We start from the raw sequence: 11,752 nt of genomic DNA, 5'->3' as shown, positions 1-11,752 counted from the left end.
GGCAGCGGCTGCTGTCGCGCTGACGGGCGTCGCCGTCGGCGCGGTGGTGTATGGCGCCGCGCTGCTGCGTTGCGGCGCCTTTGGCGTCGACGAGCTGCGCGGGCTGCCCGGCGGCGCAGGACTGGTCGGCTGGCTGCGGCGCTGGCGACTGCTGCCTTCGGCGTCTGCCGGAGCGGCCCGCAGCGGCGCTGCGCCGGATGAGCCGATGTGAGGACGGCTCATTGGGCAGTGGGATGCGACAGAGTGGCGAGATGCGGTCGGAGTGGCCTGGACCTTGTCTCGACCTACCCAGACCTATCCAGACCCGTCCGAATCGGTCCGGCTCATACTGCGCGCGTCGGACAAGATGAGGCAGGGTCATTTACAAGCGCTGTTCTCGCTCGGTATGATAGGGATAGCGATGCGCGCGGAACGACAGGAAAGCAATATATTCCCGAGAGTAGAGGAGGACAGGCGATGCAACCTGCCATTACGATCGTCGGACTGGGCTCCGGCGATCCTGACCAACTGACGCTAGGCGTCTGGCGGACGCTCCAGGAGGCGCAGATCCTCCGAGTGCGGACGGCGCAGCATCCGATGATGCGGATGTTCGAGGAGCATGGACTGGCTTATCGCTCCTATGATGAGCTGTATGAGCAGTCGGATTCATTCCCGGAGGTGTACGAAGCGATCGCGGAGCGGCTGATCGCCGAGGCGGCGTCCTCGCAGCAGCCGGTCGTCTATGCCGTGCCTGGACATCCGATGGTGGCCGAGCGCACGGTGCAGCTGCTGCGCGAGCGTTGTCCGCAAGCAGGCGTCGCACTGACCGTGAAGGGCGGCGAGAGCTTCCTCGACCAAGCGTTCTTGCGGCTTGGCTTTGATCCGATCGAAGGCTTCCAGCTGCTGGACGCGTCCGAGCTGTCTGCTGCGCTGCTGCGGCCGCAGCTGCACACGGTCATCGGACAGGTGTATGACGCCTACACAGCCTCGGACGTCAAGCTGACGCTGATGGAGCGCTATCCGGATGAGCACCCGGTCGTGATCGGCCATGCGTTGGGCGTAGAGGGCGAGGAGCAGATCCTGACGGTGCCGCTCTACGAGCTGGACCGGACGCCGGGCTATGGCAATTTGTCGCTCGTCTGGGTGCCGCGTTCGGCCGATGAGCGGCTGCGCAACCGTTCATTCGAGCGGCTGCATGAGATCGTGACGATCTTGCGCAGCCCGGAGGGCTGTCCTTGGGATCGAGAGCAGACGCATCAGTCGATCCGCAAGAATTTTATCGAAGAGACCTACGAGGCGCTCGAGGCGCTCGACAACGACGATCCGGTCCATATGCGTGAGGAATTCGGGGATGTGCTACTGCAGATCATGCTGCACAGCCAGATGGAGGAGGAGACGGGGGCGTTTAGCGTCTACGATGTCATCGAGTCGCTCAACGAGAAGCTGTTGTTCCGTCATCCCCATGTGTTCGGCGACGTCGACGCCGAGGATGCCGAGCAGGCGCTGGGGCGCTGGGAGCAGATGAAGGCGGAGGAGAAGCGGCGCAAGGGTATCGACCCGTCCGCTCAATCGGTACTGGATGGCATCCCGCCGGATCTGCCGGCGCTGATGAAGGCATACAAGCTGCAGAAAAAAGCCGCCAAGGTCGGCTTCGACTGGGACGAGTTGCCGCCGGTGCTGGCGAAGATCGCCGAGGAGCTGGAGGAGCTGCGCGCTGCAATCGCCGAAGGGACGGCGGACGAGCGCGCCGACGAACTGGGCGACCTGCTGTTCGCGACGGTCAACGCCTCGCGGTTCATTGATGCTGATCCGGAAGAGGCGCTCAGTCGCACGAACCGCAAGTTTATGCGCCGTTTTCGATATATCGAGGAGCAGCTGCGTATAGCGGGCCGAACTTTTGACCAGACTGACTTAACAGAAATGGATCGTTGGTGGGAGGAAGCCAAGCAGCACTCGTAACTCTATGAAACTACCCATCGACCCGCAACGGTTTCATTTCAAAAAAATTACCAAATGCAAGCAGGATTTATGATCTTGCGAGCAGAATAGTATGATTCGTGGTGCGTCCACAGGTAACACATTAGCGCCGGCGGCAGAGGCCGGCAAATCCAGTTCAGAAGCAGGAGGATGCAATAATGAATAAGACAGACCTGATCAACAACATCGCCGCCAAAAGCGGACTTACTAAACGCGACGTCGAATCGGTATTGAATGGGTTTCTGGGCGAGGTAACCGATGCTCTGGCAAGCGGAGACAAGGTGCAACTGATCGGCTTCGGCACGTTTGAGACGCGCAAGCGTTCGGGCCGTGTGGGTCGCAACCCGCAGACCGGCAAGGAAATCTCGATTCCTGAGTCCCAGGTTCCAGCATTCAAAGCCGGCAACAAACTGAAAGACGCCGTCAAGTAATCCATGCGACTGGATAAATTCCTCAAGGTGTCTCGGCTGATCAAGCGTCGTACGGTGGCCAAGGACGTCTCGGATCAGGGACGCGTATGGATCAACGGACGGGACGCCAAGCCGAGCACCGCGGTCAAGCCAGGGGACGAGCTGAAAATCCAATTTGGCCAAAAGACGATCACCGTGCGCGTCGAGCGGATCGCCGACTCGACTCGCAAGGAAGAGGCCGGGGAGCTGTACACCCTGCTGAAAGAAGAATCCACTGCCGGCAGCAAGAACGATTGGCCTTTATAAGTTACTCTCGAGCGGACAGCCTCAGCCTGAGGCTATCTGGTCGCAGGGTCAGCCAGCTTAGCTGGCTGGCCCTTTTTGCTTGTTGCGGATGCTTCTATTGCATTATCGCGCTAGCCCTCTGTTTCAAACGCTCCGCATGCGGGTAATATCCATCGGTTAAGGTCCATTGCCTGGTCGCGCGTGCATACGCGTGTGGACATTTCGTCCATAGTTGCATAGTATTCGCGCATATTTCGTACAGTTGGTTGATCCGACCGTCGTCATGCCGCCGGCTGCGGCCAGGATGACCTGGCAGTTCTAAATCTTGTCCCCCTCTCATAGGTTAGGAGTGTGAAGGGAGGGGCCAAGCTATGGCAGAGCCAGGGAAAACCAAACGGCAGGAAATCAAGATGCTGAATCGGAAGGTCCTCGAGATTTCCGGGGTCAGCAACGTGGAGAGCTTCGACAGCGAGGAATTCCTGCTGGAGACCGACTGCGGCTTTTTGACGATCAAAGGGCAGGATTTGCATATCAAGCATCTCAGCCTTGAGCAAGGACTGGTGGCGATTGAAGGACTCGTTCATTCGCTTGCATATCTCGACGGGCAAGCCGCGCCCAAGACCAAAGGACTGCTCGGGAAGCTGTTCAAGTGAGCCTGAGCGTTCAGTTCCTGACGCTCGCCATGATGCTGCTCTCCGGTGTCGGGATGGGAGCGGCATTCGACGGCTATCGGGTCGTGTCGAACCGTCTGCGGATCGGTCGATGGCTTGTGCCGGTGCTCGACCTTCTCTATTGGCTGGCGGCGACGCTCGTCGTCTTTCGCGTGCTTGCGGCAAGCAACGAAGGCGAATTGCGATTTTATGTGTTTCTGGGCCTATTACTAGGTATCGGGTTCTATTTTTGGCTCTTCAGTTCAGCCGTGATTGCTTTTGTGGTATGGTTAATGGACATGCTGCAGCGCATCTGGAGGTTGTTTCTTAACTGTCTGGATTGGGTTGTGCTGAAGCCGCTGTTTTTGCTGGGCAAGCTGCTGCGCGTGATGGCGGGGTTTGTGCTGGCTTTCACTGTTTTGCTTTTTCGAATTGTGCTACAATTGCTAAAACCGTTTTGGCTAATCCTGAGATGGGTGCTGGGGCCGCTCTGGCGGCCTGCGGCGCGCGCGATTGGCCCTTGGATAGGCAAGCTGGAGCTTGCCGGACGTTGGCGAGAGTGGACAAGTCGGGTACGGGGACGATGGAACAAATGGTTTGGGGGGGCAGGAGACGATGGGAGCAGCGGATAACAAGCAAACCGCATACGCAGGGACGAAGCGGAGGCTCAAGTTATGGGTAGTGGCTGTCTGTCTCTTCGCGGGCTGGGCTGCGTATACGATGATCGGCCAAGCGGAGCGTCAGACTGCGACGGACACCAAGCTGCTGGCTATCGAGCAACAGCTCCAGGCAAGCAAACAAAAAAGTGCTGAACTCCAGCAAAAGATGGAGCGACTGAGCGATGAGGAGTATATCCAGGAGCTTGCTCGCAAACAATACGGCTTGATCAAGCCGGGCGAAACGCCGATTCAGGTGACGGTCCCCGAAGAGTGAAACGGGTGAACGTCTGTTGACCTTGCTTCCGGGCATCGGGTATAATCACGGTAAGGCTTAGCAATCGCCGCACCTTTGATGAATCAGGCCTCGCTTTCGAAGCAGGCATTGCTTCGCAAAAATTTTAGGGAGGAACATTTTATTCTATGGCAATTGAAGTGGGAGCCAAACTAGAGGGCAAAGTGACAGGCATTACGCATTTCGGGGCATTCGTCGATTTGTCGGGAGGTGTCACGGGGCTAGTTCACATTTCGGAAATTGCCGATAACTACGTCAAGGACGTGAAGGATCATCTGAAGATTGACGACATTGTCAAAGTCAAAGTGATCAACGTGGACAAAGACGGAAAGATCGGACTTTCCATTAAACAGGCGATCGACCGGCCAGAAGGCCAAGCGCCCCCGCAGCGTGAGCGATTCAGCGGCGGAGACCGTGGACCACGTCCGGGAGGAGGCGGAGACCGTTTCCCTCGCACAGGAGGAGGCGGAGGCGGAGGACGTCCGTACAAATCCAATTCCGGCAAGCCGCCATATGGCAAACCGTCTTTTGGCAAACCTACTTTCGAGGATAAAGTATCTCGCTTCCTAAAAGATAGCGAAGAGCGAATTTCGTCTCTGAAGAAGAATACCGAGTCCAAACGCGGAGGCCGCGGCGCCAAACGAGTTTAAATTTTAAATAACCAGTCAAGCAGAACCTTAGGGTTCTGCTTTTTTGATGTCGTAAGCCGCAATGCCTGGTCCACAGGCGAGAGCGCCATAAGTCATCATGACTGTAACGCTCGCCACAGCGCTTTGCCGTTTTTTGGCGCAGGGATGAGCGACGGGATGACTGAGAAAGGGTGAGCGCGCGTAAGCAAAGAGGAATAATCGAGCGTGACATGCATATGCTCCGAAACTCGCTAATATACCTGCGTGGTATCGGAACTCCGACACGTTAGGACGAGCATTTACAAGACGATGGGAAGGGCGCGTCAACGGTTTTTGTAGAATCGGGCCCGTCGTTGCCGGCGTCCGGTCGGCGGCAGGGCACGTCGGGCAAGGGCGCGCGCCGACGCGGCGGATGCGCGCAGGCCGATTTGTTTTTGTCGGAAAAAACTTTTGGCCGCAGGGCGTGTTCTGACAAACTTCATACGGACAAGCTCCTATAATTAGAGGCACTACAAAATCGGAAATGGTGGTGTCTCATAATGGACAAGCATAATCTGGTGATGTTTCCCGGGACAGTGAAGCGGACAAGCCGTCTCAAGATGATGCTTCAGCGGAGCAAGGAGTGGGCAGGAGGCAAGCGGCTGCTGCAGCTGCTGGCGGCAAAGAAGTGGATGTTCCTGCTGATGGCTGTCGGCTTCCTGCTCGGTCGCGCGATGATTTTGGAGACACTGACCCCTTTTGCCGTGGCCTACTTTGCCGTCATTTACTTTATGAGACGGGATATGTACCGGTCGGTCGCCGTCTCGCTCGTCGCGGGCAGCTTCTTTGCAATCGCGCCGGCGCCAGTCTGGATCGCGCTGGAGCTGGCAGTGTTCTTCTTGCTCGTCAAAGGGATGGAGGCGTACGAGAAGGCCGAGCTGTCCTATGCGCCGCTGCTCGTCTTCATCTCGACGCTGCTGGTTAAGCTATTCGGCGTCGTCATCGCTGACACACTGGGCTGGTATCAGCTGACGATGGTCGGCGTCGAGGCGGGACTCGGCTTCGTCCTGACGCTCGTCTTTGTCCAGGCGCTGCCGGTATTCACCATGTCCAAGAAGACAGCCTCGCTCAAGCATGAAGAGATCATCTGTCTCATGATCATGCTGGCGGCGGTCATGACCGGTCTGGTCGGCTGGGTGATCAGCGGGATGTCGATCGAGCAGGTGATGTCGCGCTATCTGCTGCTGCTGTTTGCGCTGGCGGGGGGCGCGCCGCTAGGGGCATCGGTCGGCATCGTCGTCGGCCTTATCCTCAGTCTGGCCAGTCTGCACAGCGTGGCCCAGATGAGCATCTTGGCCTTTGCCGGCCTGCTCGCCGGGTTGCTCCGCGAGGGCGGCAAGCCGGCCGTCGCCTTCGGCATGCTGCTCGGCACCTCGATCCTCTCGATCTATATAGGCACGCAGGGCGATGTGATGGCCTCGACCTGGGCGTCGGTGACGGCGGCCGTGCTGTTCCTGCTGACGCCGGGCAGCATCACCCGGACGATCGCCCGTTACGTGCCGGGTACGCAGGAGCATGCCAAGTCGCAGCATGAGTATGCCAAGCGCGTCCGCGAGGTGACGGCGCAGCGGGTGACCCAGTTCTCCGATGTGTTCCGCCAGCTCTCGCGCAGCTTTGGCCAGTTCGGTTCGCAGGAGATGACCGTAGAGACGAAGCGGGAGGAGCAGGTCGGTCACTTCATGAATGCCGTCGCCGAGAAGACATGCGCCACTTGCCACCGCAAGAGCATGTGCTGGGACAGCAAGTTCTATCAGACCTACAAGGTGATGACGGAGATGATGCAGACGATCGAGGATCAGCGGCGACCAGGCAACAAGGATATCCCGCGCGAATGGTCGGTCCATTGCGTCCGGCCGCATCAGGTGCTGAGCGTGATGGGGCAACAGTATGAGCTGTACAAGCACGACCAGCACTACAAGCAGCAGATCCAGGAGTCCCGTCAGCTCGTAGCGGAGCAGCTCTCCGGCGTCTCGCAGGTGATGGAGGATCTGGCCAAGGAGATCCGGCGCGAAGGGCAGGAGCTGCATCTGCAGGAGGAGCAAATCCGCGAGGCGCTCGAGGGGCTCGGACTGTCGATCCATAGCGTCGATATCATCAGTCTGGAGGAGGGCAACGTGGAGATCGAGATCGGCCATAGCTTCGGCAAGGGCTACGACGAGTGCCGCAAGATCATCGCGCCGCTGCTCAGCGATATCCTCGGTGAGCATATCGCGGTCAAGGCCGAGATTCCGCCGGAGCAGACAGGCAAGCCGGTGTCGGTGCTGTTCGGCTCGGCCAAGGAGTTCGAGATCGAGACCGGCGTGGCCGGCGCTGCCAAGGGCGGCGATCTGCTCTCCGGCGACAGCTTCAGCACCGTGGAGCTCGGCAACGGCAAGTTCGCTGTGGCGATCAGCGACGGTATGGGCAATGGCGAGCGGGCTCGGATGGAGAGCAGCACGGCGCTGACGATCCTGCAGCAGCTCCTGCAGTCGGGTATGGACGAAAAGCTGGCGATCAAGTCGGTGAACTCGGTGCTGCTGCTGCGCTCCTCCGACGAAGTATTCGCGACCGTCGACGTTGCGCTCATCGATATGTATACGGCGCGCACGACGTTTATGAAGATCGGCTCGACGCCAAGCTTCATCAAGCGTGGCCAGGAGGTGATTATCGTCTCCGCGAACAATCTGCCCGTCGGCATCCTGCAGGATATCGAGGTCGATCTGATCCGCATCCAGCTGCAGCCGGGCGATACGCTGATCATGATGACCGACGGCATCTTCGACGCGCCGGGACATGCCGTCAACAAGGAGATGTGGATGAAGCGGGTCATCCAGGAGATCCAGGTCGAGGAGCCGCAGCAGATCGCCGACAGTCTGCTCGAGACCGTCGTCCGGTATCACGAGGGCGATATCATCGACGATATGACGGTTGTCGTCGCGCGCGTCGCCAAGCATCAGCCGGAGTGGGCGACCTTCCGATGGCCGGGCGTCTCGCGATTCGAGCGTCCGCGTACGGTCAGCTAGAGGATCGATGGATTCATAGCTAAGGCGAAATAAAAAGAGACTGCGCTCTTTGCCCTTGGGCGAAGATGCAGTCTCTTCATTGGTTATATGGCTCCGGCACCTGCAAGGCTCACGCGGCAGGGCTGTCTGTTGTCGCAGTGATCGTCAGCTGCTGTGCAGCCTGGTCCCAGTTAGCAGTCATCCCGAGCGTCTCGACGATGAAGCGTGCTGGCACTAGCGTTCGGCCGTTCAGGATGTCGGCTCCCGCAGAGATCGTTACTTGTGTGCCGTTGACGGTCGCTGTCTTCTGTCCGATCGGCAGTGCGATCTTGGTATCGCCGACCAGCCATGAGACGGTGCGCGTCGTCGCGTCCCAGTTGATCGTGCCTCCTAGGGCGGCGATCAACTCGCGCAGCGGCACCAGGAGACGGCCATCTACGATGACAGGCTGTTGGTCGCCGAAGCGCAAGGATGTCCCGCCAAGCGTCACTCCGATGCCGCCCTTCGTTTCCGTTGCAGGAGGCGTTGCGGTTGTCTCTGTCGGCGCAGCGGGGGTTGTCGTCGTCGGATCGGCCTGCGGCAGATCGATCACCTCGAGGCCCAGTTGCTCCTGCAGATTCGCCAGACGATTGAGCGCGAAGGTGACCAGCGAGCCTGCTGTCATCAGGCCGCCACCGCCGCCAAAGCCCCCTTGTCCTGGAACGAATGCGCCCTCTCCGCCGTCGCCTGGCACCCAGCCTTCAGGCGGCGTCCATCCCTCACCTGCGCCTGGCGTCCAGCCTTCGGGCGGCGTCAAGCCCTCGCCTGCGCCTGGCGTCCAGCCCTCGGGCAGCGTCATCCCATCGAACCCGTCAGGAGGAAACATGCCCATGCCGCCTGACGTTTGCTCGTTCGCATCATACACGAGATTGGACTCGAATTGCTCCATCGTATAGAACTTGGTCGGGTCGGCGGTCACCGATGGGCGGATCAGGTCGGCCAGCTCGTTGGCCCGTTTTTCTACGCCTGCGAGGTAATCGACCAGCTCGGATACATACGTCAAGTATTTGGCCTTGTACTCCGGCACCTGCAGCAGGTTGTTGATCAACGGCACCCGCTCCATCGCCACGCCAAGCACCGGTTCGTCGATCGAGACGTTGATCGCAGTCGTATTGGTCTGCGTCCCACTGCCCCCGCGTCCGCCTCCGCCAGGGAAGCCGTTGAACGACATGTTGAAGTCCCAGGGCACCACGGTGAAGACGCCCTTCGCATCGCTGTAGAGCGAGAAGTTATGGCCCATGGCGCTGTTGTAGCTGTCATAATTGCCGAGCACCATATTGGCTGCGATATATTGCAGCGCGGAGTCGACGTTCAGCACCGATTCGATGTCGCCCTTCTGTCCGTCTGGCATCTCGTTTAAGGTCTGGATGAATTGCCGGAGCAGCGCTTTGTCCGGATCGGAGCCGAGGTCCTCGGTCAGCGTCTTGTACGCGCCGTCCTCTTCATACAGCAAGGTCGTCCCCTGATCGGCCTCGTACAATACGCCATCCGCATAGTCTTCGCCGTAGTTGCGCAGCAGATAGCTGTCGTCTATGGCCTCTACACCGAGGTAAAAGCCGTACAGCTCGCCATTGATGTACAGGTTGGTGAATACGGTCTGTGGCGCGTCGAGCCCGATCGCGCGCAGCGCTTCATAGTGCAGGTACTCGCGAAGGAAGGAGGGATCGGAATAGTTGTTGTTCAACGCCATCTTATCCAAACCGAGCAGCGTCTGTGACTTGTCGAACTTGTCGAACTTGAGCCGGAAGCTGTAACGATCCGAGTCCTCCATGCTGGCTACCGAGCGCAAGGTCAGGTTGCCCTTGGTGGAGAAGCCGACGTTCTCGAGCACATTGCCGTCAACCTCGACAGTGACAGACTTATAATCCTTGTCTAGCGGACTTGCCAGGATACTCTCCCAGTCTTCGTCCTCAATCGTTACCTTCACATCAATGATACGGTCGCCTGCAAAAATAGATTCGTAGGGCTGCGAGACGCCCTGCTCTGCCGCGTCGGCGGTCGGCGTCGGACCGACAGCGGACAGGGGCGCTACGGATAGCGCTACGGCGAGCGCGCCGATTGCAAACGTCTTGGCCAGTTTTGTCTTCATGACGAATATCGCCTCCTCATCGTGGTTTGTTCCCGGCTATCGTAGTCAACGAACCTTAAACAAAACTTAACAATGACCGCGCTGTCAGGCGCTTTGTCCTCTTATACGCCGGCCCCGTACAGGTTAAACCCTCGCAGATCCGGGCATGCTGGTAGATAGAGTTAGCCTATATGGAGAAGGAATGGAGGCATAAGCCATGAGACAAATCCTGTTGATTACGGACGGCTGCTCCAATGTCGGCGTCAGTCCGGTAGTTGCGGCCGCGCATGCCCAGTCGGAGGGCATCACGGTTAATGTCGTCGGCGTGCTGGACCAGGACGAGGCGGAGGACTATGGCGCACCGGAGATCCATGAGATCGCTCGCGCTGGCGGCGGGCTGAGCCGGATGGTCAGTCTGCGCGAGCTGGCCCGCACGGTGCAGATGATGACCCGCAAGACGGTGATGCATACGATCCAGAGCGCGGTGAACAAGGAGCTGCAGCAAGTGTTCGGGACGGCCTCGATCGAGGAGCTGCCGCCGGATAAGCGGGGCGAGGTGGTGCGAGTCATCGATGAGCTCGGCGAGACATCTCCGCTGCAGGTGGCGCTCTTGATCGATACGAGCGCGAGTATGAAGTCCAAGATGAAGGCAGTCGAAGAGGCGATCCAGGATCTGATGCTCAGTCTGCAAGCGAGGCAGGGCAGCAGCCGGATCAGCGTCTTCCGCTTTCCCGGCTCCCGGCATGGCGCAGAGTGCGCCCAGGTGCTGGAATGGACGGACAGCGCCGCCGGTTTGCCGTCGTTATTCGCCAAGATTACGATGCAGGGGACGACGCCGACCGGGCCGGCGATTATGCATGTGATTGATTTTTATCGCGAGGACAAGTATGGTAGAGACAATAGAGAGGAAACGGATGGGATGAGGAGTGGCAACGTCGGTTGAACCGAGGCTGGCGAACGGTGCGATCATCGTCGGCAAGTGGAAGGGGCATCGCTATCGGATCGAGCGCTTGCTCGGCGAAGGCGCCAACGGCAGGGTCTACCTGGTCGAGCGGGATCGGGTCCGGTATGCGTTCAAGGTCGGCTCGGACGCCGTCGATCTGCAGTCGGAGGTGAATGTGCTGCAATCGCTCGCCCTGCGCCAGCAAGGTGAAGAGTCTTTCCTCGTCGACGTCGACGATTATCTGGGGGAGGATGGCCGGGAGCATCCCTTCTATGTGATGCGTTATGTCCGGGGCTTGATGCTGGCCGATTACCTGCATAAGGAGGGGGCCGAGTGGTTCCCGCTCGTCGGCTATCATCTGCTCGGCAAGCTGGCGGCGCTGCATGCGTCGGGGTGGGTGTTCGGCGACCTGAAGCTGGAGAATGTGCTCGTCGGCGACTACGGCCGCGCCCAGCTCGTCGACTACGGCGGCGTCACGGCAATCGGCAAGAGCGTCCGCCAGTTCACCGAGATCTACGATCGCGGCTACTGGTCGGCCGGCTCGCGCACCGCCGATCCGCAGTACGATCTGTTCTCGTATGCGGTGCTCTGCGTCCAGCTGTTCGAGGGCAAGCGGCTGGCCGAGCTGACGCGGACGCTGCTGCCGCAGAACCGGGTCGCGGAGGAGCTAATGAAGCTGATCCAGAGCAACGCCTCACTGCGGCCCTTTGCCGGCTGGCTGCGCAAGGCGCTGCAGGGCGGCCACGCCGATAGCCGCGAAGCTGCAGCGGCCTGGCAGCGGCTGGCCCCTCGGCCGGGGCG

Annotated in this window: 12 protein-coding genes; 11 read left to right on the top strand and 1 reads right to left on the bottom strand. The window is 59.5% G+C overall.

Features of this window, described 5'->3' with window-relative positions; translation table 11 throughout:
• The 9 genes from PA598K_RS36810 to spoIIE all read left to right on the top strand — a co-directional run.
• A partial coding sequence (locus tag PA598K_RS36810) for a hypothetical protein (RefSeq protein ID WP_221414202.1) occupies nucleotides 1-211 on the top strand: 211 nt, incomplete at its 5' end.
• 245 nt (nucleotides 212-456) lie between these two features.
• Nucleotides 457-1,938 carry a nucleoside triphosphate pyrophosphohydrolase gene (mazG, locus tag PA598K_RS33910; protein ID WP_128661152.1) on the top strand — a complete coding sequence of 494 codons (1,482 nt, stop codon included), beginning with the start codon at nucleotides 457-459 and terminating at the stop codon, nucleotides 1,936-1,938.
• Nucleotides 1,939-2,114: 176 nt separating this feature from the next.
• Nucleotides 2,115-2,387, top strand: a complete 273-nt coding sequence (locus PA598K_RS33905; protein WP_128661151.1) for an HU family DNA-binding protein — start codon at nucleotides 2,115-2,117, stop codon at nucleotides 2,385-2,387.
• 3 nt (nucleotides 2,388-2,390) lie between these two features.
• Nucleotides 2,391-2,672 (top strand): RNA-binding S4 domain-containing protein, encoded by a 282-nt coding sequence (locus PA598K_RS33900; protein ID WP_128661150.1) that lies wholly within the window; start codon nucleotides 2,391-2,393, stop codon nucleotides 2,670-2,672.
• 350 nt (nucleotides 2,673-3,022) lie between these two features.
• Nucleotides 3,023-3,304 carry a sporulation protein YabP gene (gene yabP, locus PA598K_RS33895; RefSeq protein ID WP_128661149.1) on the top strand — a complete coding sequence of 94 codons (282 nt, stop codon included), beginning with the start codon at nucleotides 3,023-3,025 and terminating at the stop codon, nucleotides 3,302-3,304.
• The gene (gene yabQ / locus PA598K_RS33890; RefSeq protein WP_128661148.1) at nucleotides 3,301-3,933 is read left to right on the top strand and encodes a spore cortex biosynthesis protein YabQ; all 633 of its coding nucleotides are present in this window, start codon (nucleotides 3,301-3,303) and stop codon (nucleotides 3,931-3,933) included. The genes yabP and yabQ overlap by 4 nt, the downstream gene beginning before the upstream one ends.
• Nucleotides 3,917-4,234: an FtsB family cell division protein gene (locus PA598K_RS33885; RefSeq protein WP_128661147.1), complete on the top strand. Its 318-nt coding sequence runs from the start codon at nucleotides 3,917-3,919 to the stop codon at nucleotides 4,232-4,234. Before yabQ ends, PA598K_RS33885 begins: the two co-directional genes overlap by 17 nt.
• Nucleotides 4,235-4,380: 146 nt before the next feature.
• Entirely contained in the window at nucleotides 4,381-4,902 is a 522-nt protein-coding gene (locus PA598K_RS33880) for a S1 domain-containing RNA-binding protein (RefSeq protein WP_128661146.1), read from the top strand.
• A 515-nt stretch (nucleotides 4,903-5,417) separates the two neighbouring features.
• A complete protein-coding gene (gene spoIIE / locus PA598K_RS33875; protein ID WP_376739115.1) occupies nucleotides 5,418-7,922 on the top strand; it encodes a stage II sporulation protein E in 2,505 nt (834 codons plus the stop codon).
• A 109-nt stretch (nucleotides 7,923-8,031) separates the two neighbouring features.
• Here spoIIE and PA598K_RS33870 read toward each other — a convergent pair whose 3' ends face one another.
• Complete coding sequence (locus PA598K_RS33870; RefSeq protein ID WP_128661144.1) at nucleotides 8,032-10,029, bottom strand: CotH kinase family protein; 1,998 nt, start codon at nucleotides 10,027-10,029, stop codon at nucleotides 8,032-8,034.
• A gap of 196 nt (nucleotides 10,030-10,225) precedes the next feature.
• Here PA598K_RS33870 and PA598K_RS33865 point away from each other — a divergent pair, with 196 nt between their 5' ends.
• Both PA598K_RS33865 and PA598K_RS33860 read left to right on the top strand, forming a co-directional pair.
• On the top strand, nucleotides 10,226-10,951 hold the full coding sequence (locus PA598K_RS33865) for a vWA domain-containing protein (protein ID WP_128661143.1): 726 nt from the start codon (nucleotides 10,226-10,228) through the stop codon (nucleotides 10,949-10,951).
• The coding region (locus tag PA598K_RS33860; protein ID WP_128661182.1) for a serine/threonine protein kinase at nucleotides 10,935-11,752 on the top strand (818 nt) is incomplete at its 3' end. The genes PA598K_RS33865 and PA598K_RS33860, both read left to right, overlap by 17 nt.

Origin of the sequence: Paenibacillus sp. 598K (assembly GCF_003851045.1) — a bacterium.
In the GTDB taxonomy this organism is placed as follows: Bacteria; Bacillota; Bacilli; order Paenibacillales; family Paenibacillaceae; genus Paenibacillus_D.
This window is presented reverse-complemented; position numbering and strand designations above follow the sequence as displayed.